The sequence below is a fragment of the Bacillus sp. FSL K6-0994 genome (assembly GCF_038630815.1).
GTDB lineage: Bacteria > Bacillota > Bacilli > Bacillales > Bacillaceae > Bacillus > Bacillus safensis.
In genome coordinates this window covers 2,493,025-2,514,287 of the sequence record NZ_CP152043.1, presented here as the reverse complement: position 1 = coordinate 2,514,287, position 21,263 = coordinate 2,493,025, and the positions used below count along the sequence as shown (strand labels likewise).

Here is a 21,263-nt window from a genome sequence, read left to right as displayed (position 1 = left end):
ATGAGTGAAAAAAACACAATTCAATTCATTATCACACGTCAAGATACAGCAGATGGAAAGCCTTATGATGAGGAATTCGAAATCCCTTACCGCCCAAATATGAACGTCATTTCCGCACTCATGGAAATTAGACGTAACCCGGTCAATAAACAAGGTGAAAAAACAACGGCGATCAACTGGGACATGAACTGTCTTGAAGAGGTGTGCGGAGCTTGTTCTATGGTCATTAATGGAAAACCGCGCCAGTCATGTACAGCCTTGATTGACAAGTTAGATCAGCCGATCCGTCTTCAGCCGATGAAGACATTCCCGGTCGTGAGAGACTTGCAGGTTGATAGAAGCCGCATGTTCAACTCCTTGAAAAAAGTAAAAGCATGGGTGCCGATCGATGGCACATATGATCTTGGACCTGGACCAAGAATGCCTGAGAAAAAACGTCAATGGGCGTATGAGCTTTCTAAATGTATGACATGTGGTGTCTGCCTTGAAGCTTGTCCAAACGTGAATGATAAGTCTTCCTTTATGGGCCCTGCACCGCTTTCGCAAGTTCGTCTATTTAACGCACATCCGACAGGTGCGATGAATAAGTCAGACCGTCTAGAAGAAATTATGGGAGACGGCGGTCTTGCGAACTGCGGGAACTCTCAAAACTGTGTGCAGGCTTGTCCGAAAGGAATCCCGCTGACAACGTCAATTGCAGCACTTAACCGAGATACAACATTACAAGCTTTCCGTAACTTCTTCGGAAGCGATCACGCAGAATAACATCACATTCAGTCCTCTTTGCCAATCATGATGAGTGTTTAAAAGAGGCTGGATGGAACACAAAATAAACGCCTCTTCCAATATGGGAGAGGCGTTTATTGATGAATAAGGAGATGATGAAGTGAGACTTCCATCATATATTGAGGAACCATTTGAAGAATGGAGAGCATCCTTTCGATTTTATGTCGAAACGACTGTCCGTTTTTCAGAAACGGATATGTTTGGCCATATGAACAATGTCACTCCATTTGTGTATTTTGAAGAAGCACGGATCGCCTTTTTTCAAAAAACGGGAATTGTTGATAAACGAATGAAACGAGTGAAAGAAACAATTACAGTCGTGGCAAACCTGCAATGTGATTACATCAAACAGGTGGAGATAGGGGAGCGGCTTCGTGTGTATGTAAAGCCGGAAAAAGTCGGATCGAGCTCACTCATCCTTCATTATTTAGGAGAAAACGAGCAGCAGGAACCATGCTTTACCGGCTCAGTCACTATGGTGCAAATTAATAAAGAAACAGGCGCACCTGTCCCATTTACAGAGGAAGAAAAAGATACATTTCAAGCTCAGCGAAATGGATAGCATGCAGCCTCAGCAACGTGTAAGCTTCATTTTGTTATAATAAAAAGATCATATCAAGAAGAACAAAAGGAGAACACATGAAGATTTTTCAATATGACACCATTGATAGTACAAATAATGAAGCGAAAAGGCTCATTCAGCAAGGAGAAAAACCTTCATTTGCTGTCTATGCACATCAGCAGACAGCAGGAAGAGGCAGGCTAGGGAGACCGTGGGAAACGCCTGCAGGGAATGTCGCTGTGACCATGACAGTTTTGCCGCCAGAAGAACTCTCCACCCAGTCAACGATTGCTCCGCTGACGGCACTAGCGATCTACGATGTTCTCAAACCTCTCATGAGGGCTGAGGATCAGCTGGCGATCAAATGGCCAAATGATATTCTCATCAATGAAGCAAAGGTATCAGGCACATTGATTGAAGCGGACCGTACCGCCATTTATATCGGGGTTGGCATCAATGTGAAGACAAAGCCGGAGCATGTTCCGTACAAAACCATTTGCCTATCAGAGCTTACAGAGGTAAAAGCTGATCAGCTTGTGAAAGAACTTGTCGCCGCTTTTGAAAAATATCATACACGCTGGAAGAATGAAGGGTTTGAAGCACTCACGGCCCTCTACAACAAACGATTATATCGTCTTCTTAAACCGCTGCGGATCTCGTTAGACCGTGAAAAACAAACATGGGAAGAGGGAATTTGCTGCGGAGTCAACCGCTACGGTCATCTCCAGCTAAAAGATGAGAAAGGGCAGATAAAAGCTCATTCTGCCGGAGATATCGATGCACCGCTTCAGCATTAAAAAAAGCAGACGAGAACATCGTCTGCTTTAAGCTTCTCTTTTAATATGAGGCTGAATCACATAGTCTTGTTTTGTGAAAACAACTCCGTCTAGAATTTCTCTTGCCGTTCGAATGACTTTGACTCTGTTTTGAGAGATGTCAATTTCCGTTTGCATAATCCCGGCAGGATGCCCAATACGAAGGGTGTCATCTTGACCTTGGAACAGCTGAGAAGGAAGCGTTTCATCCAGGAAACAGCTGGCTGTCACGCAGACAGAGCCGGTAATGGCAAGTGCTTGGTGCGGTCTTTGCATTGATAGCATACGAACGATGATGTCCATATCTTCTGCTCGTCTCAAGATTCCATTTGTATCTACATAATCAGCAGGCTCGCTGATGAGCGCAAGCTTTGGAACAGCTGGAGACTGTAATGTGGCCATTTCTTTTGGTGCAAAGTGACACATTTCAGCAGCGAGAGAACGAATTTCTTCTAAATCATCCAGTAATTCATCTGTAAACTCTTCAGGTAATTCAGTTCCTTTTAATTGAATATCCTTGGCACGAATAAAGGCAATTGGATTTGCAATGTCAACGATCGAGATGGGAATCTCTCCAAATTTTGTTTGAATCGTATCCATTTTGTTTCCAGTCGGATATGTTTTACCTGTGACAGCGCCTTCAGGTTTCTCAAAGGATAAATAAATGGGAGAACCGGTTCCTTTTACGCCTGGAATTTCTGCCTGTCCTTCAAATTTAACTTCCCCATTTTCGACTTCGACCTCTGCCGTAATGACTTTATTTGTATTGGTATTGAGAATACGTACAGTCGTAATGGGCTCAACCGCTTGAACAAGTCCTTTAATGATCGCATACGGCCCAACGGCTGATGAGATGTTCCCGCAGTTTCCTTTAAAGTCGACATATCTCTCATTAATACTGACTTGTGCAAATGTATAGTTCACATCCACATCCGGGCGTGTGGCTTTATCGATAATGGCCACTTTACTTGTTAAAGAATTACCGCCGCCGATCCCATCGACCTGCAGCCGGTCAGGGCTGCCCATAATGTCTAATAGAAATGCCTCGAGCTCATCGTGTTCATATGGTGCATTGTTTGCGTGAATGAATACCCCTTTGCTTGTACCGCCTCGCATGATTGTGATTGGAACTTTTCTCATGACTCTCACCCTCAATTTTTAATGAACTGTTTATCTAACCAAAATGGTAAAGTATAATAAGGAATAAGTTAAATACATTATTTTAAGAGAAATCAATAAAAATATTTTATAATTAGTAAAAATGGAGGGCATACAATGGATGAAAAAGATTGGCGGTTTCTAAAGGTACTTTATGAAGAAAAGAACATCACAAAAGCGGCAGAAAAATTATTTGTCTCTCAGCCTGCCTTAAGCTATCGATTGAAACAGCTTGAAGAGGAGTTTGATATGAAGCTTTTCTTTAAAAGAAAACGAGGAATTGAATTTACATCAGAGGGCGAATACTTGGCTAAATACGCAAATGACATGCTCAAACAGCTGCAGCAAACGAAAGATGGCATGCTCAATATGCAAAAAAAGGTCAAAGGAACGATCCGGTTGGGGGTCTCAAGTAACTTTGCCCAATATAAACTGCCAGAAATATTAAAAGAATTTTCTAAGCAGTATCCACATGTTCAATTTATGGTCAACACAGGCTGGAGCACAAAGGTAATGGATTTATTAGGAACATCAAGTGTGCATTTAGGGATTTTAAGAGGTGATTATGACTGGAATGGAGAGCGTTTTTTGCTTGATAAAGAGCGTCTTTGCATTATTTCAAAATCAGAGATTCAGCTAAAGGATCTCCCGAATCTGCCGCTCATTGACTATCATACAGACAGTTCATTAAAACGGCTGATTAACAGATGGTGGCAGGAAACATTCACAATGCCTCCGCTTGTCACGATGGAGACAGACCGTCAGGATACATCAAAAGAGATGGTGAAGCATGGTTTAGGCTATGCCATTGTCCCAGAAATTTGCCTCAGACCAAGTGATGAGTTATTTGTAAAAGGACTTTCGTATAAAGATGGACAGCCTGTTTTAAGAGATACATGGCTCATGTACCAGCCAGACTCACTTCATTTGTCTGTGGTGAAAGCGTTCATTGAGTTTTTAAGAAATCAGCAAGGTTGATTATAAAAGAAATTTATTGAATATACGAAAAAATCAATATTTTCATTATAAAAAAAGCTATTATATCCTTGGAATAGAAAGCGCTAACATATAGATCGCAAGTGCAAGGGGGCGCTTGCAGATCATGTAAAGAAGAGGATGGAGGGATATAAAGTGCTAGCTATTTTAGGGATCTTGATGGTCTTGACATTTACATTTCTCATTATGACAAAACGTATGCATCCGGTGGTGGCTCTAACCGTTGTACCTATCATATTTGCATTGATCGGCGGCTTTAACAAAGGGTTAGGGGACATGATGCTTGATGGACTGAAAACTGTTGCACCATCAGCTGCTTTATTGTTATTTGCGATTTTATTCTTCGGTGTCATGCTGGATGCTGGATTGTTTGATCCTCTGATTAAACTCATTCTACGTATTGTAAAAGGTGATCCTGTCAAAATTGCTTTTGGGGTAGCAATTTTGTCTATGCTTGTTGCATTAGATGGTGACGGAACCACAACGTACATGATTACCGTATCAGCGATGCTGCCACTTTTCTTAAGAATCGGGATGAACCCATTAATTTTAGGAACAATTTCATTATTATCATTAGGAATTATGAGCGGAATGACGCCATGGGGCGGTCCGGCTACTCGTGCAATCGCGGCGCTTGGATTAGATGCAGGCGAATTTTTCATTCCATTACTCCCAACGATGGTTGGAGGCGGTCTTTTTATACTTTTTACTGCTTATGTACTTGGGAAAAAAGAAAGAAAACGGATTGGGATTGCAGAAATTCAGCACAAAGAAGAGGTGTCCATTTCTCCTGAATTGGCTGCGTCAATTGAAGATGGAGTAGCCGATATCAAGAGACCGAATCTGATTTGGATTAACTTCTTCCTTACAGTTGCTGTCATGGTCACACTCGTCATGGATATCATACCAATTCCTGTACTCTTTTTAATTGGATTTGTCATCGCTCTTATGATCAACTATCCAAAGGTTGAAGATCAGCGCGAGCGAATTTTATCTCATGCAGGCAACGCATTAACGGTCATTACACTTGTATTTGCAGCAGGGATTTTTACAGGGATCTTTTCTGGAACAAAAATGGTTGAGGCCATTGCCCATTTGGTCATTTACATGATTCCGGATTCCTACAGCTCATTTTTTCCGCTGATTGTGGCTTTGACGAGTATGCCATTTACATTTGTGCTCTCAAACGATGCTTACTATTTCGGAGTGCTGCCAATCCTGGCTGAAGCCGGCGCAGCTTATGGGATTGATCCGGTGGAAATTGCACGTGCCTCTATCATAGGGCAGCCTGTTCACTTACTGAGTCCGCTTGTCGCTTCAACACTGCTGCTTGTCAGTATGCTGAACAAAGATATTGGTGATTTGCAAAAATATGCACTGCTATGGACCGTGTTAACTGCCCTTTTTACAACACTTATTGCATTGTTAACAGGCGCCATTTCAATCTTTTAAATACCACGCAAAAAAAGGCGATGTCTCGGGGAGGAGACTCGTCCTTTTTTGCGTGGATGAAAGCGTAGAAATTGGACGCTGATATGCGGGATTTCTTGATTTTAACGTCACCTACCTCAGGCACCCGGCATATGATATCTCGACTATACAGAATCCCATTCTATAGAGACTAGAGCTCTCACCTTAGCAAGGAGGGTTACAATACTTGAAGGAGAAAGAGTTTCAATCCAAGCCGCTATTAACCAAAAGAGAAAGAGAAGTATTCGAATTGCTCGTCCAAGATAAAACAACAAAAGAAATTGCAAGCGAGCTTTTTATTAGCGAAAAGACTGTTCGAAATCACATTTCGAATGCTAAGCATACCTTTTGCAAACTAACAATAAATCCTTGAATAAGTGTAGAAACAAAGTGCTTAGAGGAAGGGGAAAGAAATAGGAGTGGAAAAAAGAAGCTTAAAATCAATCGTCATTCGATGAAATATTACTTGTGAAGAATTTGACCTTAGTGGCTCTATAACTCTTTAATGCTTCAAGCATGAAATTTCGTTCATCATCTGTTAATGGGTTTCCATCATCATCTATAATGTTCATATTTTTGATTGTATCAAGAGTCAGTCCATTCACATAAACTTGATTCGTCTCTACATCTTTGCCTTTGTTATCAATATATCTAGGATCGGTAATAAAAAAGCTGAGATCCACATTGAAAAAATCAGAAAGTTTCATCATGGCTTCCAAAGACGGACCTTTAATCTTACCGGTTTCAAGCTTTGATAAATACCCATTACTCAAACCAACTTCTTCAGCGAGACGTCTTATTGATAGTTTAGGTTTTTGCTTGTTTCTTAGTCTGTTTAAGTTTATTCCGATTATTTCGTTTTTTTTATAATCCATTAGATAAAGACACCCCAATTTAATAACACTTAATCTTAATCAATAACAATAATTATATCATGTTGGAAATTACTTGATAATAAACCTACTCATATTTACAAATAAAGCTCGCATCATATAACTCCTCCAAAAGTTATATGTTAATATAAACCTTAAAAGGATTATAATTGAATTAACAGAAAAGGATTGTTTTTAATTTTAGATTAAAAATTCATACTTATTCGACATTTTGTGACAGCATTTTCGACTTTAGAGTGCTAAATTGATTTTGAAAGGTGAGCGTATGCACAGTACAGTTAAAAATGATGATATAAGAGACGTTCTGAAAAAACACCTGGATAAAATGGAGAAATCCCAAAATAGTATCGCCAAAGCGATCGGGATTACAAAAGGTTATATGAGTAAATTTTTTTCGGGAAAAGAAATAGCTTTTTGGATGGTCATAGAAACAGTAAGGGAAATTTCACCTAGTGAAGAAAAACAATTGATGAAAGAATACTCTAAAAGTGGCTTCGATAAGAAATACATTTATAGCGCTTTGGAATATTATTACACCAATCAGATGTTTAATGAAATAAGATATATAATTGATAATTATTCTTCTGTAGCAGCAGACGCTTGTAATGCTTACCGCTTTGCTTTGAACTTTAGAGAATCTTTTAAACCGCTTGAACACCAAAGAGCATTAAACAATCTTAAAGCAAAAACTATAGAAGGTAAAACATTACTTGAAATATTTGAATCATATGTCTATTACAATATCGGGAAGTACGATTTAAGTTTGTATTCAATTGATAGAGCCAAGGAATTTTTAAAAGGAATTAATGATCCATATCTAAAGAAGAGCTTTAAAGCGAGAATTGATGAAATTCTTGCAAACACGTACCTGAAACAAGAAAATAATATTGAAAAAGCAAGAGATTCTGCAATGTCTTTAATGAAAACAGGTATTAGCAAAAGCCATGTCATGACCGCAACATATTTACTTGGTCTATCCTATTTTTTTGAGTCGTATAAGAAATCACTAAATTACTACAAGCAACTTTTGAAATTATATGAAGAGTTTCCAGAGAGAGAAGAAGAAGTTATCCAAAATAAAGAAGAGATTGCTATTCTTCAATATTACTGGTGTAAAAAAATTGATGAAGATTATAATGTTACACATTTCACACAGGTTCTAAGTGAAGGCAGTTCACTTAAACTGTATTACTTAGATAAATCCTTACGCCCCTATGCATATCTATTTGATGGAATTAGAGAGGTAAGGACAGATAAAATTTTATTATCTTTACACTTTTTCTCTGAACAGCGTGATTACTTTAGAGCTAATATCCCGAAAATCCAGTTGAAAAAAATGGATTTAGATCTTACACTTTAAAGGTCAGGGGAGGTGAAAGTATGAAAGTATTAACTAGCTTATTTATAATAACAATTTTTCTTTTACCAGCCGGAGTGAAGGACGCTGATATGAAGAGTGAAAAAGAAATGATTATTCAAACAAAAGAAGTAAGAGTAGGGATGTAAAAAAAGACGTTACCAGAAATGGTATCGTCTTTCGTGTTTTAAAGAGGTGTTTCCTGTTTTGGGAAAACAATAAAACAGGAAACACTAGTTAAATTAGGGGGAAAGTATATTGTCTAGTTACGAACAACTTATTGAAAAAATAGAGAGAGAAATATCTAAAATAAAGAAACTTGAAGAAGAAAGCAAAAAAAAATAAATTATTCTTTTCCTTTTAAATAATTTTCTCTTAATTCTCTTAGTTCCTTTAGGCGATCAATTACATAATTAATTTCTTCTTTTGTGATTTTAGAGCCGTTGTCATGAACAATGTTTAATTTTTCAAGGTCATTTATATTAATATGTTTGCTTGAGAATAATTCGTTCTCTTTTTCAGTAAAGCTATTTATGCTTTCTTCATCCAAAAATAAATATGAACTATGTACATCAAAATAATCTGCTATTTTATTTATAACTTTAACGGAGGGAATTTGTGAGTTATTCTCAATTCTAGATAAATAGCTTTGAGATATACCAATTTCCTTAGCTGCCTCTTCTACAGTTTTCTTCTTTTTTAAACGTAGACGCTTTACAGCAAAACCGATTTTTCTATTCTCCATTTTTAAACCACCTTTGATCGTAACAGTTTAACCAAAATTACATAATAATTATAGCATACTGACTTTCCAGACGGGAATATTTCTTTTGGAAAAGACTTGCCAATAATATTCCTGTGTGGTATATTCATTCCTGACAGGAATATTAGGGGGTGCTGTGTGATTGACCTGGATGAACTAGCTAAAATGTTGAAAACGAAAAGAAAAGAGAGTGGTCTTTCTCAAGAAGAATTCGCAGAAGTGATGGGTTTTACGGGTTCTTATATATCGAGACTAGAAAACGGAAAAATTTCTCCTACTTTTAAAAGCTTAGAGAGAATTTCAGAACAAGTTGGCATAAAAGCCAAGCTTTTTTTTGAATAATTTAATACCTGTCAGGAATAATGGTTGGGATATTCAAATTTGAAACTGCCGATTTTTTTGGTGGGTAGTCCTACTGTCCACATTGCATATTATGTGTCGAGGTGATCTTTATGGCTAAGAAAAAGCAAAAGAGAAAAAGCAACCTGTTTCTTGGAGAAGTTTTCTTTGGAACTGAAGACAGAGAAAAACTTTTTACTGAGGCTGTGGCGCCTTATTATACACCAGTAAAAAAAGAAAAGAACAAAAAAACTAAAGAGGCTTGAAACATTTGTTTCACCTTTTTTTAAAGGACAAGCTTCAATTAGAAAAACTATTTATCAAAAACATTAGGAGGATTTTGAAGATGGGTGAAGTCAAATGGGTGAAGCTAAGCACCCAGATGTTCGATGATGAAAAAATTAAACTCATTGAACAAATGCCTGAATCTGACACTCTGTTGATTATATGGGTTAAATTACTTGCTCAAGCAGGAAAAACTAACGCATCTGGTTTTATTTATCTAAGCGAAAACGTGCCTTACACAGACGAAATGTTAGCGCATATCTTTGGAAGACCATTAGGAATTGTTCGTATGGCTTTAGACACATTCAGGAAATTCGGCATGATAGAAATTAATGAACAGAATTATATCAGTATATGTAATTGGGAGAAACATCAGAATTTAGATGCTCTCGAAAAGATCAGGGAGCAGAACCGATTGAGAAAGCAAAAACAACGCAAAAAACAGAGTCTGCCACAACCAAAAAATAACATGTCACGTGACGTCACGATCAACGTCACACCAAGTCACGCAACAGATATAGATAAAGAACTAGATAAAGATAAAGAATTAAAAGATATATTGTCGAGCAACCCGACTGATGATCCTGAAACTCAAGAATCTGAAATTCCATTCAAGCTGATTGTTGATCTTTTGAACAAAGTAACAGGGAAGTCATTCAGACATTCATCTGCAGCTACACAAAGATTAATTAAAGCACGCTGGAATGACGGATTTAGATTTGAAGACTTTAAAACAGTGATTCTTACAAAGACTCATCAATGGCTTAAAGACGACAAAATGAATAAATACCTGCAGCCATCAACATTGTTTGGAACGAAGTTTGAAGGATACCTGAATGAAGGTGTGGGGGTGATAAAAAATGCAGAGCATCAAATCAGTGGCGGCGGAGTCCTTAAACGCAAGAATGACCTTCCATTCTGAATACTGCAATAAACACACATTCACAAGAGGGAACGAGGATGTCATCAAGCCTGTTCGCATGATGATCCTCAATGGCAAAATAATCTGCCCAAGATGTGAGCTGGAGGCAGATGAGAAGAAGATCCAAAAAGACTTGGAGAGGCAGATCGAGTTTAGCCAGCGGACAAAAAATTTCAATATGCTGGAGAAACGTAGCATCTTCCGAGACAGGACCATTGCGAATGCAACGTTTGATAATTACAAAGTAACTGAGCCTGAGGAAACGGCAAATAAACGCCTCATGATGGAGCTTGTTGGTTATTTGAAACAAGGAAAAGTGTTTAATATCTTTCTGCAAGGTCATCCAGGAGTAGGGAAGAGTCATCTAGCTTACGCAGCACTTAAAGCTCTCAATGTGCCACCTGATCCAGACAACCCTGAGGATATGGGGAAATCATGCTTATTTGTAAACCTTGCTGATGCTGCTTTTGCAATTCAAGACTCTTTCAACAACAAAGAAAGTAAATTCACACAAAGTTATGTAACAGGGCTTATTGGTGATGTGGATTATCTAGTGATTGATGATGTAGGTGCTGAAACGGGATCTGAACATTCAAAGAGCGAAGCCACCAACTTTATTCACAAGATACTTTATGCAGTCACATCAGCTAGACAGGATAAAACAACGATTTACACATCCAATTTAACAGGGGACAAACTAAAACAAATGTACGACACAAAACTTGTATCACGCATGACAAAAAAGTCTAAATACATTTTGTTTAAAGACACCTTTGATAAGCGTGACGAAGAATTGCCATTTTAGGAGAGAACTATGACCATCAGCAATTCAATAGCGTCCCAAATTGCTAGTTTAATAGCCTATAAAAAACACAAGGAGGAACGATCATGAAAAAAGGCGGTAGAAAGCCCACGAGAGCCGAAAGGAAGATTTTAGTGGTAAATGGGTTAAACCCACTTTATTGGCTCGTAGAAAAGAATTTGACGACATCTGTGCACGTTGTACATAAAGAGGTCGGTCGCAGAAAGGAAATTGCAAAATGAGTGTCACTAGAATCATTTTGGATCATGTCAATTTTGAATGGACGATTGTTGGCCTTAAACGTTTTCTTGATTACTGGTACGAAGGTAGATCGATCGAAGAGATGGCGGAGTTATTTAACCGACCATCAGAAGAAGTGTTGCTACTGATGATTGATTTTTCAAAAAGAGGAAAAATCAAGGAGCGACCGAACGGTGTCGGCGCAAACGAGCCTATGTATATCAAAAAATGCACAATGAGCTACAAAAAAAGAGATTTGCGAAAGCTGTTTGAACAACAACCGGTTTACTACGCTTGCCCGCAAAACGATTTTATATGGTGTGAAAGGGACATCGTAGCTTTTCGGAAGATGTGGAAGGACCATGAACCGGTCAGACACATAGCGAACCGTTTAGCACGCAAGGTTGATGACATCCTGTTGCTTATTATAGATCAGGCTGAGTTAGGCAAGATCGAACAACGTAAAGGCGGCGCACTTGGAAAGGAGTACAAGCATGAAAAGAAAAAGCATCCTGTTGCCATTTGAGAAAGCGACAGCACGCCAGCTGGAAGTCATTGCGAGATATGAAGATTGTCCGAAACGGATAAAGACAGCAGCCATGCGCCACCTCAAGAAGAGGGGAGGCATCAAGTGATGACAACATCAGAAAGAGAATTTTTGATCGAGTGGTTGAGTCTTAAAAATGGGGCTTATGGGCGGGAGCATTGCGAGAAACTGACTGACGAAGAACTCGAAAGAATCTTTAATCTCAACGTTCCGCAGCGTGACGAATAAAAGGAGGTGAGCATATTGGAGACTGTAGTGAATCCATACAAAGCAGGTCCAGTGAAAGCGTGGGTTATGTCAGAGGATGAACTAGTAGCTTATAGGCAGCAACATCCACCCAAGCCATATAAAAAGAGACTCAAACGTAAAGACTGGCGTTGGCAGCGCACAGATCAATCCGTCGAGTCTCAGCGGTAGAATTCACATCAGTTCAATGTGAGTGATTAAACTTATGAACCTTAATTATATCACATTGGAGTGAAGATTGTGAATAGACCACAGACTATCTCATTAACAAAAAACGAGCCTTTCACAACATTAGTTGAACAAGGCAAGGTACAAGTGATCGTGCTGGACGGGATCAACAATACAGCGCATTACATAGAGGCTCCCGAACATGGTCACACAATCATTGAAACGATTAAAGGCAGTTTTGACCGAGTTAGGTTTGATTTCAGCCATAAAATTAAAAAATAGCAGGGGTTCATCCCCTGCGGGGGAGGAATTGCAATGTTATCAAAAGATCAAATAAACGTTGAGGACCTTTTGGATGAGGTCGAACGTTTAAAAAGAGAAATAGATAAAAAGAATTATCAGATCGACGGATTCTCAAAGCTTTTCTTAAACGAACTGAATTGGGAGCAGCGACATTTCGAAAGAACTAAAGATGAGTTTTACAGAGGCGGGCTAGCAGCCATGAAAAACATCGAGAAGCAATATGAGTTTGCTTTTATGAAGCGATTGGACGGTAAAAAAGTAAACATATCGAGCTTTTACAGGCCGTCGAAGAAATGCGAATCGTGCGGGGAACGTGAAAGTGAATGTTTTTGTGATGATAAGGAGGGTGAGAGATATGAGAGAAAAACTCAAAAAAGGTGATCTAGTCGTCATGCATACATCTTTAGAAGCGGAATTGAACGAGGGAAGAGTTTGGAAGTGTGCAACTGACGAAATCACTCGAAGTGTCTCTGTTGTTTTCTTAGAAGGTTTTTCAGGACACTTTGCTACTGAATTTCTACAAAAAGTAGACGTGCCTGTCATTGAGTCAGAAATGGATCTATACAACGAGATTCAGCGCCTAAAGCAAGAATTGAGGTTCTCAAACAAAAAGAATGAGCAGTTTTTGAACGATTGGAAAAAAGCTGAAACACAGGCAAACAGAGCAACTGAAAAACTAGGCGATGTCACCATTGAACTAAAAAACTTAAAACGATCTTTGCTAATGGAGGCGGGAAAATAATGAGTCTACCAAAACACATCGAACTGTCACAAGCCGTCAAAGCCTGCAAAAATCAAGCGATGACAATAGATGATGCAGCTGCATTTCTAGGTGTACCGAAGTTTTTCGTACCAGTGCTTGCTGATTATTGCCCAGACTTGATCATAGAGGGCAATGTGGTCATGGCGAAAAGGGAATCAAACGGGCCTGTCATACTCACGGTGCTTGGGTTCATGGCGATCATCTTTGTTGCTGGGTTGATGCAATGAAACAGATCGATCTATTTAGAGAAATCATAGTGGATAACTTTGCAGGTGGCGGGGGAGCGAGTACAGGAATCGAGCTTGCCACAGGGTTATCAGTTGATATAGCCATCAATCATGATCCTGCTGCCATAGCAATGCATAAAACGAATCATCCTGAAACGGAACATTATTGTGAATCTGTTTGGGATGTCGAACCGAAAGAAGCTGTTAAAGGTCGAAAAGTCGGTCTAGCATGGTTTTCCCCTGACTGTAAGCACTTTTCTAAAGCAAAAGGAGGTAAACCAAAGGATAAAAACATTCGTGGTCTAGCATGGATCGCAGTTAAATGGGCCATTGCTGTAAAACCAAGAGTCATCATGCTGGAAAACGTAGAAGAGTTTCAGACATGGTGTCCGTTAGATGATGCAGGGTACCCAATCAAAGAGAAAAAAGGCGAAACCTTTAAATCATTTGTAAAATCACTTGAGGCGTTAGGGTATGAAGTTCAATTCAAAGAATTAAAAGCCTGCGATTATGGCGCACCGACAACCAGGAAACGCTTTTTCATGATAGCCCGCTGTGATGGTAAACCCATTGTTTGGCCGAAGCCAACACATGGCGATCCAAACAGTCTATCTGTTCAAGTCGGAAATCTGAAACCGTGGAGAACAGCTGGTGAAATTATTGATTGGAGCATAGGAACACCATCCATCTTCAATCGGAAAAAGCCACTTGCGGATAATACTTTAAGACGCATTGCACGGGGCATTCAAAGATTTGTTGTCAATAACCCAAACCCGTTTATTGTTCGTATCGGTCAAACTGGATTCGCTGGTGATCGCCTGCAATACGAGTTAACAAAGCCGTTAACAACCATCACAACTAAACAGGAGCATTGTTTGGTTTCACCAACGCTTATGGTTAACACAACAGGACATGTAGGAAGCAGAGTTGATCAGCCCATTAAGACAATTACAACAGGTGGTCATCATGCATTAGTAACACCCTTTCTAGCAACCTATTATACAGAAACCACGGAAAACGGTGTCAGGGGCCAAACGCTAGGCGAACCAATTGCAACAATACCAACTTCAAATAGATTCGGCTTGGTCAAAGCATTTTTAACAAAATATTACGGTTCAGATGTCGGCCAGAAGATAAACGAGCCATTACACACCATAACAACTAAAGATAGATTCGGGTTAGTCACCGTAAAAGGAGAAGAATATCAAATAGTGGATATCGGTATGAGGATGTTACAACCACATGAATTATTCGCCGCACAAGGTTTTCCAACTAATTATGTAATTGATCGTGATTGTGACGGCAATGTTTATCCGAAAACAAAACAGGTTGCTAGATGTGGTAATGCTGTACCTCCACCATTCGCAGAGCAGCTGGTAAGGGCGAATTTACCTGAACTATGCGTACCTGTACACATGAACAAATAGAACAAGCATACATGGAAAAGAACGCCGTCAATCATAAGCGGCAGCAGGAGGGGTACTGATGAGAGATACTAAATTCCGTGTTTGGGATGACAATGCTCAAGAAATGGTCTATGAAGTAGGTTTGACACCAGAGGGAATTCCTTATTCTATACCAGATTATGCCGAAGCTAGCGATCAATTTGATTATTATTCAAGCTGTCACAAAATGCAGTTTATCGGATTGAGAGATTCTAAAGGCGATGAGATTTATGAAGGGGATATAGTTCAAGGCTCACTTCGAATGCGCAATGACCTTCATCCAATCATGCAAAAGGTGTGTATGTATAGGGGCTGCTACATGTTCGGAAATTGGAATGCTCATGAGTATTTCAACAAGCATCAGCATATCGAAGTTGTCGGGAACATTTATGAAGATCCTGATCTATTGGAGGAAGCACGATGAAGCTCAATAAAAAGCAACAGCGGCAAATCATTGAACGAATGAAAATCTTTTAAATAAATCTTTCACCAAGCGAAATGACAATTTTATTTTCAAAAATCTAATTGAAATTAATAACGAGTCTTAAAATATGTTTTTTAAGACTCGTTTCTAAAACTTTAAAGCTTTTAATCTAAGCCCTTTTCTTCACAACTTGTACAAGAGGAACTATTTGATGAGCCATTTTCAAAATACTTCCCACAATTAGTACACGTCTCATAATTATTCGAAGTTGCACACGGTTCACAAATATAATCATGATTAATTGTTGTAAAAGACGTTTCACTAGTACAGTAAATACAATTCATTATTTAACCCCCTTCCTTAAAGTTTTTTTTGGTACAATTATCTTTAATTTGACATATTTGTCATTAATCCTTCTATACTAAAAAAATAAAAAGGGAGAGATTTAAATGGATTTAAAAGAATTTATAAAGGAAATAAGCGAGTATATAAAAATTCCAGGTATCGTATTGCCGATTATCTTCTTTCTTGGTACCTTAAAGCCGATTTCATTTATTTCAGCAGGAATCGTTGAAAGAAAATTTTTTTCTAAAGAAAAATTATTTTTTTTTAAAACTGGCAAGCTCTTTTTACACACATTTTTATGGGCGTGTGTAATATTTTCTGGGGCAACATTTATGCTAGTAGATATAAATGAAAATGTATTTTTGGTCATGTTATTTTTAGGGGAGCTTTTGTGGTTACTTATTCTTTCTACTCAAACAAATAAAGAAAGCGGTATTCCGAAAAAAGTAGTATCAAATAAATTGTGGAAATTTACTGTTGTTATATCCTTTATTATATGTTTACTATTTGTATATTGTTCAACTTATAAGATGTTTTTAAACATTGATAACGGTGGAACATTTAGAGGAGCTTTAGTTATAGGATTAATCTTATTTTTATTAACTTTGCCAGTACCTTTTTTAATGAAACCTGTTTTAATACTTTTAGAATGGTATGAAACTAAAGGGCTTTACTGGGAGGATAACGAAAAAAACAAATGGTATTTGATTCATTTAATAGATAAGAATTCATTCTTGGTAGGGGATAATAAAGATTACCTATTATGTAATAAAACCATGCTTCTCAAAAAGGAAGATTTATATGGAAAGATAATCAAAGTTGAAAAAAATAGACATAGATAGTCCAAGACGGAGAGCCTGCGGACACTGATCAACACCTTTTACGGGTGCTGGTTGGTGTCCGTTTTTTATTTGTCAGAAAGGAGCAGCCATGAAGAAAGAAAAGCCGAAAAAACAGTCGCAGAAGCTCACTGACAGAGATTTAAGAGAGCTTATGGGGCAAAACATGCAAAGACTCAAACGAGCCAAAGGCGGGGCAATGCGCAGAAAATAAAGGGGGAATTATCATGAATCAAACAAGCTTAGACATTCCGCAGATCGACGAGGAAAAAACAAGATTCAAAATGGAAAAGATGATGGGAAAATATAAAATGCTTAGGTTGCAAACGCCAGAAGACTTTCTTCCAAAGATCACAACAACATATACCATTACGCCGCCTAGCTTTTCCAATCAGTTTCATTCATCGACCGAGGATGCAGCTATTAAAAAGATGGAGTGGGAGATTGAGCGTGAAAAATATATGAAGCGAATTGAAAAGGGTATTAATCGTCTTACGCAAAAAGAGCGCCGTATTTTAGTTATGCTCTATATGCAGGATGAAGAAATGTATGATTACGAGATTTACGCTGAAATGGGCCTCAGCCAAAGGAATTATTATCGTGTTAAAAATAAAGCATATTATAGACTGGCCTTTGCTTTGAGAGAAGAAGTGTACAAGCAGGGGGATAAATCATGAATTTTGTTCAGCCGATAAGGGACCTTGATCAGATCCATTATATAAAGAAATATCTTGGAGAGCGGAACAAAAGAAACTTGCTGCTGTTTGTGGCGGGAATCAATCTGGGCTTGCGCATATCCGATCTACTGGAATTAAGGGTTAAGAACGTGAGAAAACAGTACGTATCCCTTAGAGAACAAAAAACAGGTAAAGAGAAAAGAATCAAAATAAACAAGACGCTTCGAAAAGCGATAGATCAATATATTAAAGACAAAGATGATCAAGAGTATCTTTTTAAAAGTAGAGAAGGACTCAACAAACCTATCAGCCGCAGCAGTGCATACAATATTTTGAGAGAAGCAGCGGAATATGTCGGGCTTGATAGCATAGGTACACATACATTAAGGAAAACATTTGGATACTGGCATTATAAGAAGTTCAAGGATGTGGCCTTGCTGCAAGAAATATTCAACCACTCAAGCCCAGATATTACATTGAGATATATTGGGATCACACAAGACACAATGGATAGAACAATGGACGACTTTGGCTTATAGGCTCATCTGTTTAAATGGCGGGTGAGTTTATTTTGAATATTAAGTTAAAAGTGCGTATTTTTCTGAACCATTATGAATAAAATGATTCTCTAAGGAGATAACTGTTCTTAAAATAATATAATTGACAGAAATAGAAAGCTGGGTGATAATGTGGACAAAGGGAGGTTGAGGTTAATGGCGACTTATGTGGAACATAATCGCGATGTATTTTTAAAGCTAACTGTAACAGGCATGGCTTTAAAAGCTTCAATTGCAAAAATATACACACACCATTTAGCGGTAGCAGAAGAAAAAAGAAAAGACAGAGAATATTACGAAATGTATGCACAGGCATATTCAGAAGATCAAACTGATAAAGAATATTCAGAGATGTTTTCCAGTATTTCATTAGAAGTAGACAGATTGCTTAAGGAGAATAAAGACTAGATGGGGCGTATGGAACCCTCAAGAGGGGATATATACTGGGCTGATCTAGAACCGGTTAAGGGATCTGAGCAAGGAGGATTTCGACCGGTTTTTGTTGTGTCTAATAATCTTATGAACCAAACTGCTCCAATCTGCATTTGTGTCCCTATCACTAGAGATGGTGAGAAAGTTAAAAATTATCCATTTAATGTACAGTTTGATAGCGGTGATTGGATAATAGATACAGAGGCTATTCAAAGTATAAAAAAGATGGGGAATAGTTTTGCAAATCAGGGAGGATTCTTGCTTTGTAATCAAGCTAGAGCCATAAGCAAAAACAGATTACATGTTAGAATGGGAACTTTCAAAAACAATTCTCAGTTAAAAAAAGTTGAAGATGCTATCATTCATTCTTTTGGGTTGAACTTATGCGAAAAATGCGAAACTCCACTAAGACCTGGCGGCTTAAAATGCGGAAAATGTAATCGAGTGCACAGCAAAAAATGTTCTGGGTGTAAGACTATTCATTCAGTAAAAAATAATTTCTGTCCGCAGTGTGGAAGTGGGAGGGGTAATAAACGATGAGCGAAAACCTTTCGAAAGATGAGTTTATTGAACTTTTACTGAAGAATATTGAGGAAATTTCATTATCAGTTGATTTATTAATTAATTCAATTAATGGGATTATTAAGGGTGAAATTGTAGACATTACATCTAAAGATAATGAATTGTTTACATCTTGCAGTAACCTGGTCAGGAGTATGGAGAAAATCCACTCCAGTAAGCACGAATTTAGAGAAGTAGATCCTGAACTTTGGAAGAAGTACATAGAAGCTACTGATGTTATTCTTCAAGCAATATTGAGCTTATTGGATTTAATTAGTAACGGTGGTAACAATACTGAAGATTCTGACCAACTCAGGGACATAGTCAACCAGCTGTTTAAAGGATCTGAAATAATCTTTTTCTTAGTAAATGAACTAGTTTAGTTGATTTTCAAACGCTCTTTAAAAAGGGCGTTTTTTTATTTGCATTTTAATAAACTAACCAAAATGAGAAAATGTCCAACTCATTTTAGGGAAATGGCTGAAAAGCAAGAGGGGCAAAGGATTCAGCGATTCCCTGAGTTAGACACAATATTAGATATGGTGAATTGGTGGATAGTGTGGATAAGTACATATAAGAAATGTTGTATAATGAATAAAATTTTATAAAGAGGTGTATTCATGGATCAGGAATTAACAATTGCACTCATTCAAGGGGCGGTAACAATAATAGTTGGTCTTATGACTGCGGCAGCAACTTACATAGGTGTAAGATTTCAAATCAAAAAAAATGAAGTAGCTTTTGAAAGAAAACGTGAAAAAGAAGATGCAGAACGTAAGCTGCTCGAACAAGAGGATATTGATTTTCGTAAAAAAATAATTGAAAGATTTATTGATCAAGAGATTAAAGTTAATTTTAGGGAAATGAAAAATGATTCCTTTGAAAAACAAGTGATCTATGGAAATTTAGATTATGCGTCGTATTCTGGCAATTTTTCTGATAGGCATTTTAATTTTAACGAATTTGAAAAAGTCAAATACGATTTAATAAAATACAAAGATGAAAAACTTATTGAAGTGATAGAGATTTATGATGCATTTCGTCTTATAGTTAATTATTCTGGGTTTGTCAGAAGAATGAATAGAGATGAGTTTCGGAGATTTAGAAAAGGTTATCAACATTGTCTGAATAGATATTGAGTAGAAATGGCACACTTTTGGCACGATCTTGGCAAAGCATTTTGTCTGAGAGTAGTTATGATGGTATTAGGTGATAGGTTGAGTGTGATCACAGATTAATAGAGTATTCTGTAATTGAAAAATGATTGGATGTATACTAAAAAAATATATTTGTGAAATAAAATGTCAAAAGATGCAGGTATTTTCCTTTTATTGTCGAAATTGTTTATTTGTTAGTGCAAAAAGGAGGATATTATAGTTGCTAGATAAAAAAAATTCTTATGTCGCAAATTTCAACTGTACTTTTGGAGAAGAAGATGCACCCATGTTAGATTATTTTTTTGATATCATACTCCCTGCTTTTTTAGAAGATGATGCTCAAGGGGAAAAACCTTCTCCCAAAAATCAGCCTGAATACTTTTTTAACAATGTTAAATTAACTAATGTGAAAGGTGAATTTGTTCTTGCTGGTTTAATAGTTAAAAGAACAACTTTAGAAGTGAGATCGAAATTTATAGATGGGCGTTTAGAAAAAACATATGAAATGCATCCATCAGATCCTTACTCATATTTCATAATAAATTTAAAAAATCATAGGATGGTATTAGTAAAAAATCAGAAAGGTAGTCCAACTTTAAAGAACTTCTCTGTAACAGCAAGAGATAAAATCAAGAAATATATTAGAAATAAAAATGAATCTAGAAAAGAACTGTTACCAGACGTCCAATTGAATGTTGTGGCCATTCCATTTACAGGGGCTATTGAAGAACAATTAAAGAAAGTAAAGAAAGTCAAAAATGTGAAACTGAGATTTTATCCGTTAAATGGGGATATCATTGATAATGAAACTGTGGATCATTTAACTGAATCATTGGAGAAACTGGGTTCTAAAACAGGAAATATAACCTTCAACACACCAACCAATAAAGAGAACGTGGCAGCTATTATTAAAGACACAAAGGGCCTATTGCAACCTACAATTAGAGTTAAATTTAACAACGACACTGAAGTAACTTTGAAAGATGATTCCTTTACTGAGGTAATGAGTATACCATTAGATGATGAAATGTCATTTAATGAGCATATTGATGATATTACGGGGAAGGTTATTAATAAGGATGAATTCATTGAAACAAGTGAAGAGAATAATTCAATTTACCATAGAGTATATACAAAGCTTGAAACAGCATATAATAATTTAAAAAATCGGTTTTAAAGGTGAT

35 protein-coding genes and 1 pseudogene are annotated in these 21,263 nt (G+C 37.5%); 33 read left to right on the top strand and 3 right to left on the bottom strand.

Going from position 1 to position 21,263, the window contains the following annotated elements:
- The 3 genes from sdhB to MHB69_RS13060 all read left to right on the top strand — a co-directional run bounded on the left by sdhB (position 1) and on the right by MHB69_RS13060 (position 2,145).
- Positions 1-765, top strand: coding sequence for a succinate dehydrogenase iron-sulfur subunit (gene sdhB / locus MHB69_RS13070; protein ID WP_034279749.1), 765 nt, complete (start codon positions 1-3; stop codon positions 763-765).
- Positions 766-886: 121 nt separating this feature from the next.
- Positions 887-1,348, top strand: a complete 462-nt coding sequence (locus MHB69_RS13065; protein ID WP_101676790.1) for a thioesterase family protein — start codon at positions 887-889, stop codon at positions 1,346-1,348.
- A gap of 77 nt (positions 1,349-1,425) precedes the next feature.
- A complete protein-coding gene (locus MHB69_RS13060; RefSeq protein WP_211043135.1) occupies positions 1,426-2,145 on the top strand; it encodes a biotin--[acetyl-CoA-carboxylase] ligase in 720 nt (239 codons plus the stop codon).
- 27 nt (positions 2,146-2,172) lie between these two features.
- Here the strand turns inward: MHB69_RS13060 and MHB69_RS13055 are convergent, their stop codons facing one another.
- A complete protein-coding gene (locus MHB69_RS13055) occupies positions 2,173-3,303 on the bottom strand; it encodes a PrpF domain-containing protein (protein ID WP_111926349.1) in 1,131 nt (376 codons plus the stop codon).
- 135 nt (positions 3,304-3,438) lie between these two features.
- On the opposite strand from MHB69_RS13055, the gene MHB69_RS13050 reads away from it, so the two are divergent.
- The 3 genes from MHB69_RS13050 (at position 3,439) to MHB69_RS13040 (ending at position 6,160) form a co-directional block, all read left to right on the top strand.
- Entirely contained in the window at positions 3,439-4,299 is an 861-nt protein-coding gene (locus MHB69_RS13050; RefSeq protein ID WP_024423208.1) for a LysR family transcriptional regulator, read from the top strand.
- Positions 4,300-4,452: 153 nt separating this feature from the next.
- Positions 4,453-5,769, top strand: a complete 1,317-nt coding sequence (locus MHB69_RS13045; RefSeq protein ID WP_342495665.1) for a citrate:proton symporter — start codon at positions 4,453-4,455, stop codon at positions 5,767-5,769.
- Positions 5,770-5,974: 205 nt separating this feature from the next.
- Positions 5,975-6,160, top strand: coding sequence for a LuxR C-terminal-related transcriptional regulator (locus MHB69_RS13040; RefSeq protein ID WP_342495664.1), 186 nt, complete (start codon positions 5,975-5,977; stop codon positions 6,158-6,160).
- Positions 6,161-6,227: 67 nt separating this feature from the next.
- Here MHB69_RS13040 and MHB69_RS13035 read toward each other — a convergent pair whose 3' ends face one another.
- Positions 6,228-6,662 carry a helix-turn-helix transcriptional regulator gene (locus tag MHB69_RS13035; protein WP_142155684.1) on the bottom strand — a complete coding sequence of 145 codons (435 nt, stop codon included), beginning with the start codon at positions 6,660-6,662 and terminating at the stop codon, positions 6,228-6,230.
- A 262-nt stretch (positions 6,663-6,924) separates the two neighbouring features.
- Here MHB69_RS13035 and MHB69_RS13030 point away from each other — a divergent pair, with 262 nt between their 5' ends.
- Complete coding sequence (locus tag MHB69_RS13030; protein ID WP_342495663.1) at positions 6,925-8,040, top strand: AimR family lysis-lysogeny pheromone receptor; 1,116 nt, start codon at positions 6,925-6,927, stop codon at positions 8,038-8,040.
- 20 nt (positions 8,041-8,060) lie between these two features.
- Positions 8,061-8,186, top strand: a complete 126-nt coding sequence (locus MHB69_RS13025; protein ID WP_263490599.1) for a hypothetical protein — start codon at positions 8,061-8,063, stop codon at positions 8,184-8,186.
- Positions 8,187-8,383: 197 nt separating this feature from the next.
- On the opposite strand, the gene MHB69_RS13020 is transcribed toward MHB69_RS13025, so the two are convergent.
- Complete coding sequence (locus tag MHB69_RS13020; RefSeq protein WP_058015859.1) at positions 8,384-8,782, bottom strand: helix-turn-helix transcriptional regulator; 399 nt, start codon at positions 8,780-8,782, stop codon at positions 8,384-8,386.
- Positions 8,783-8,938: 156 nt separating this feature from the next.
- Between MHB69_RS13020 and MHB69_RS13015 the strand changes: the two genes are divergently transcribed.
- The 25 genes and pseudogenes from MHB69_RS13015 (at position 8,939) to MHB69_RS12895 (ending at position 21,256) form a co-directional block, all read left to right on the top strand.
- Complete coding sequence (locus MHB69_RS13015; RefSeq protein WP_142155682.1) at positions 8,939-9,142, top strand: helix-turn-helix transcriptional regulator; 204 nt, start codon at positions 8,939-8,941, stop codon at positions 9,140-9,142.
- A gap of 110 nt (positions 9,143-9,252) precedes the next feature.
- Positions 9,253-9,405 carry a hypothetical protein gene (locus MHB69_RS13010; protein WP_017367805.1) on the top strand — a complete coding sequence of 51 codons (153 nt, stop codon included), beginning with the start codon at positions 9,253-9,255 and terminating at the stop codon, positions 9,403-9,405.
- An 80-nt stretch (positions 9,406-9,485) separates the two neighbouring features.
- Positions 9,486-10,346 carry a phage replisome organizer N-terminal domain-containing protein gene (locus MHB69_RS13005; RefSeq protein ID WP_142155681.1) on the top strand — a complete coding sequence of 287 codons (861 nt, stop codon included), beginning with the start codon at positions 9,486-9,488 and terminating at the stop codon, positions 10,344-10,346.
- Positions 10,285-11,151 carry an ATP-binding protein gene (locus tag MHB69_RS13000; protein ID WP_342495662.1) on the top strand — a complete coding sequence of 289 codons (867 nt, stop codon included), beginning with the start codon at positions 10,285-10,287 and terminating at the stop codon, positions 11,149-11,151. Before MHB69_RS13005 ends, MHB69_RS13000 begins: the two co-directional genes overlap by 62 nt.
- 83 nt (positions 11,152-11,234) lie before the next feature.
- Positions 11,235-11,390, top strand: a complete 156-nt coding sequence (locus MHB69_RS12995) for a hypothetical protein (protein WP_167550613.1) — start codon at positions 11,235-11,237, stop codon at positions 11,388-11,390.
- Positions 11,387-11,914, top strand: a complete 528-nt coding sequence (locus MHB69_RS12990) for a hypothetical protein (RefSeq protein WP_342495661.1) — start codon at positions 11,387-11,389, stop codon at positions 11,912-11,914. Before MHB69_RS12995 ends, MHB69_RS12990 begins: the two co-directional genes overlap by 4 nt.
- On the top strand, positions 11,883-12,023 hold the full coding sequence (locus tag MHB69_RS12985) for a hypothetical protein (RefSeq protein ID WP_342495660.1): 141 nt from the start codon (positions 11,883-11,885) through the stop codon (positions 12,021-12,023). Before MHB69_RS12990 ends, MHB69_RS12985 begins: the two co-directional genes overlap by 32 nt.
- Positions 12,023-12,163 carry a BH0509 family protein gene (locus MHB69_RS12980; protein WP_108611783.1) on the top strand — a complete coding sequence of 47 codons (141 nt, stop codon included), beginning with the start codon at positions 12,023-12,025 and terminating at the stop codon, positions 12,161-12,163. Before MHB69_RS12985 ends, MHB69_RS12980 begins: the two co-directional genes overlap by 1 nt.
- 15 nt (positions 12,164-12,178) lie before the next feature.
- Positions 12,179-12,352, top strand: a complete 174-nt coding sequence (locus MHB69_RS12975; protein WP_200831233.1) for a hypothetical protein — start codon at positions 12,179-12,181, stop codon at positions 12,350-12,352.
- Between the two features lie 69 nt (positions 12,353-12,421).
- Positions 12,422-12,631, top strand: a complete 210-nt coding sequence (locus MHB69_RS12970; RefSeq protein ID WP_220554121.1) for an XtrA/YqaO family protein — start codon at positions 12,422-12,424, stop codon at positions 12,629-12,631.
- Positions 12,632-12,664: 33 nt separating this feature from the next.
- On the top strand, positions 12,665-13,033 hold the full coding sequence (locus tag MHB69_RS12965; RefSeq protein ID WP_342495659.1) for a hypothetical protein: 369 nt from the start codon (positions 12,665-12,667) through the stop codon (positions 13,031-13,033).
- Complete coding sequence (locus tag MHB69_RS12960) at positions 13,008-13,394, top strand: hypothetical protein (RefSeq protein ID WP_342495658.1); 387 nt, start codon at positions 13,008-13,010, stop codon at positions 13,392-13,394. Before MHB69_RS12965 ends, MHB69_RS12960 begins: the two co-directional genes overlap by 26 nt.
- The gene (locus MHB69_RS12955; protein ID WP_342495657.1) at positions 13,394-13,642 is read left to right on the top strand and encodes a hypothetical protein; all 249 of its coding nucleotides are present in this window, start codon (positions 13,394-13,396) and stop codon (positions 13,640-13,642) included. Before MHB69_RS12960 ends, MHB69_RS12955 begins: the two co-directional genes overlap by 1 nt.
- Entirely contained in the window at positions 13,639-15,069 is a 1,431-nt protein-coding gene (locus tag MHB69_RS12950) for a DNA cytosine methyltransferase (RefSeq protein ID WP_342495656.1), read from the top strand. Before MHB69_RS12955 ends, MHB69_RS12950 begins: the two co-directional genes overlap by 4 nt.
- Positions 15,054-15,128 (top strand): annotated as a pseudogene (locus tag MHB69_RS12945) (dUTP diphosphatase); the annotation flags it as partial. The gene MHB69_RS12950 and the pseudogene MHB69_RS12945, both read left to right, overlap by 16 nt.
- Positions 15,128-15,511, top strand: coding sequence for a YopX family protein (locus MHB69_RS12940; protein ID WP_342495655.1), 384 nt, complete (start codon positions 15,128-15,130; stop codon positions 15,509-15,511). The pseudogene MHB69_RS12945 and the gene MHB69_RS12940, both read left to right, overlap by 1 nt.
- 449 nt (positions 15,512-15,960) lie before the next feature.
- On the top strand, positions 15,961-16,698 hold the full coding sequence (locus tag MHB69_RS12935) for a hypothetical protein (RefSeq protein ID WP_342495654.1): 738 nt from the start codon (positions 15,961-15,963) through the stop codon (positions 16,696-16,698).
- 88 nt (positions 16,699-16,786) lie between these two features.
- Positions 16,787-16,909, top strand: coding sequence for a hypothetical protein (locus MHB69_RS12930; RefSeq protein WP_342495653.1), 123 nt, complete (start codon positions 16,787-16,789; stop codon positions 16,907-16,909).
- Between the two features lie 13 nt (positions 16,910-16,922).
- A complete protein-coding gene (locus MHB69_RS12925; RefSeq protein WP_339205834.1) occupies positions 16,923-17,372 on the top strand; it encodes an ArpU family phage packaging/lysis transcriptional regulator in 450 nt (149 codons plus the stop codon).
- Positions 17,369-17,911 carry a site-specific integrase gene (locus tag MHB69_RS12920; protein WP_060596944.1) on the top strand — a complete coding sequence of 181 codons (543 nt, stop codon included), beginning with the start codon at positions 17,369-17,371 and terminating at the stop codon, positions 17,909-17,911. The genes MHB69_RS12925 and MHB69_RS12920 overlap by 4 nt, the downstream gene beginning before the upstream one ends.
- Before the next feature lie 174 nt (positions 17,912-18,085).
- On the top strand, positions 18,086-18,337 hold the full coding sequence (locus MHB69_RS12915) for a hypothetical protein (protein ID WP_342495652.1): 252 nt from the start codon (positions 18,086-18,088) through the stop codon (positions 18,335-18,337).
- Positions 18,338-18,901, top strand: a complete 564-nt coding sequence (locus MHB69_RS12910) for a type II toxin-antitoxin system PemK/MazF family toxin (RefSeq protein ID WP_342495651.1) — start codon at positions 18,338-18,340, stop codon at positions 18,899-18,901.
- Positions 18,898-19,305 (top strand): hypothetical protein, encoded by a 408-nt coding sequence (locus MHB69_RS12905; protein ID WP_342495650.1) that lies wholly within the window; start codon positions 18,898-18,900, stop codon positions 19,303-19,305. The genes MHB69_RS12910 and MHB69_RS12905 overlap by 4 nt, the downstream gene beginning before the upstream one ends.
- Before the next feature lie 237 nt (positions 19,306-19,542).
- Positions 19,543-20,061, top strand: coding sequence for a hypothetical protein (locus tag MHB69_RS12900; RefSeq protein WP_342495649.1), 519 nt, complete (start codon positions 19,543-19,545; stop codon positions 20,059-20,061).
- A 238-nt stretch (positions 20,062-20,299) separates the two neighbouring features.
- A complete protein-coding gene (locus MHB69_RS12895) occupies positions 20,300-21,256 on the top strand; it encodes a hypothetical protein (protein WP_342495648.1) in 957 nt (318 codons plus the stop codon).
- The last annotated feature ends 7 nt before the right edge of the window (positions 21,257-21,263 follow it).

What these genes read in the sequence shown, in the direction of transcription:
- sdhB (WP_034279749.1), top strand. Translation starts at nt 1, where the DNA reads ATGAGTGAAAAAAACACAATTCAATTCATTATCACACGTCAAGATACA.
- MHB69_RS13060 (WP_211043135.1), top strand. Translation starts at nt 1,426, where the DNA reads ATGAAGATTTTTCAATATGACACCATTGATAGTACAAATAATGAAGCG.
- MHB69_RS13055 (WP_111926349.1), bottom strand. Translation starts at nt 3,303, where the DNA reads ATGAGAAAAGTTCCAATCACAATCATGCGAGGCGGTACAAGCAAAGGG.
- MHB69_RS13050 (WP_024423208.1), top strand. Translation starts at nt 3,439, where the DNA reads ATGGATGAAAAAGATTGGCGGTTTCTAAAGGTACTTTATGAAGAAAAG.
- MHB69_RS13035 (WP_142155684.1), bottom strand. Translation starts at nt 6,662, where the DNA reads ATGGATTATAAAAAAAACGAAATAATCGGAATAAACTTAAACAGACTA.
- MHB69_RS13025 (WP_263490599.1), top strand. Translation starts at nt 8,061, where the DNA reads ATGAAAGTATTAACTAGCTTATTTATAATAACAATTTTTCTTTTACCA.
- MHB69_RS13020 (WP_058015859.1), bottom strand. Translation starts at nt 8,782, where the DNA reads ATGGAGAATAGAAAAATCGGTTTTGCTGTAAAGCGTCTACGTTTAAAA.
- MHB69_RS13010 (WP_017367805.1), top strand. Translation starts at nt 9,253, where the DNA reads ATGGCTAAGAAAAAGCAAAAGAGAAAAAGCAACCTGTTTCTTGGAGAA.
- MHB69_RS13005 (WP_142155681.1), top strand. Translation starts at nt 9,486, where the DNA reads ATGGGTGAAGTCAAATGGGTGAAGCTAAGCACCCAGATGTTCGATGAT.
- MHB69_RS13000 (WP_342495662.1), top strand. Translation starts at nt 10,285, where the DNA reads ATGCAGAGCATCAAATCAGTGGCGGCGGAGTCCTTAAACGCAAGAATG.
- MHB69_RS12995 (WP_167550613.1), top strand. Translation starts at nt 11,235, where the DNA reads ATGAAAAAAGGCGGTAGAAAGCCCACGAGAGCCGAAAGGAAGATTTTA.
- MHB69_RS12990 (WP_342495661.1), top strand. Translation starts at nt 11,387, where the DNA reads ATGAGTGTCACTAGAATCATTTTGGATCATGTCAATTTTGAATGGACG.
- MHB69_RS12985 (WP_342495660.1), top strand. Translation starts at nt 11,883, where the DNA reads ATGAAAAGAAAAAGCATCCTGTTGCCATTTGAGAAAGCGACAGCACGC.
- MHB69_RS12980 (WP_108611783.1), top strand. Translation starts at nt 12,023, where the DNA reads ATGACAACATCAGAAAGAGAATTTTTGATCGAGTGGTTGAGTCTTAAA.
- MHB69_RS12965 (WP_342495659.1), top strand. Translation starts at nt 12,665, where the DNA reads ATGTTATCAAAAGATCAAATAAACGTTGAGGACCTTTTGGATGAGGTC.
- MHB69_RS12960 (WP_342495658.1), top strand. Translation starts at nt 13,008, where the DNA reads ATGAGAGAAAAACTCAAAAAAGGTGATCTAGTCGTCATGCATACATCT.
- MHB69_RS12955 (WP_342495657.1), top strand. Translation starts at nt 13,394, where the DNA reads ATGAGTCTACCAAAACACATCGAACTGTCACAAGCCGTCAAAGCCTGC.
- MHB69_RS12950 (WP_342495656.1), top strand. Translation starts at nt 13,639, where the DNA reads ATGAAACAGATCGATCTATTTAGAGAAATCATAGTGGATAACTTTGCA.
- MHB69_RS12940 (WP_342495655.1), top strand. Translation starts at nt 15,128, where the DNA reads ATGAGAGATACTAAATTCCGTGTTTGGGATGACAATGCTCAAGAAATG.
- MHB69_RS12935 (WP_342495654.1), top strand. Translation starts at nt 15,961, where the DNA reads ATGGATTTAAAAGAATTTATAAAGGAAATAAGCGAGTATATAAAAATT.
- MHB69_RS12930 (WP_342495653.1), top strand. Translation starts at nt 16,787, where the DNA reads ATGAAGAAAGAAAAGCCGAAAAAACAGTCGCAGAAGCTCACTGACAGA.
- MHB69_RS12925 (WP_339205834.1), top strand. Translation starts at nt 16,923, where the DNA reads ATGAATCAAACAAGCTTAGACATTCCGCAGATCGACGAGGAAAAAACA.
- MHB69_RS12920 (WP_060596944.1), top strand. Translation starts at nt 17,369, where the DNA reads ATGAATTTTGTTCAGCCGATAAGGGACCTTGATCAGATCCATTATATA.
- MHB69_RS12915 (WP_342495652.1), top strand. Translation starts at nt 18,086, where the DNA reads ATGGCGACTTATGTGGAACATAATCGCGATGTATTTTTAAAGCTAACT.
- MHB69_RS12910 (WP_342495651.1), top strand. Translation starts at nt 18,338, where the DNA reads ATGGGGCGTATGGAACCCTCAAGAGGGGATATATACTGGGCTGATCTA.
- MHB69_RS12905 (WP_342495650.1), top strand. Translation starts at nt 18,898, where the DNA reads ATGAGCGAAAACCTTTCGAAAGATGAGTTTATTGAACTTTTACTGAAG.
- MHB69_RS12900 (WP_342495649.1), top strand. Translation starts at nt 19,543, where the DNA reads ATGGATCAGGAATTAACAATTGCACTCATTCAAGGGGCGGTAACAATA.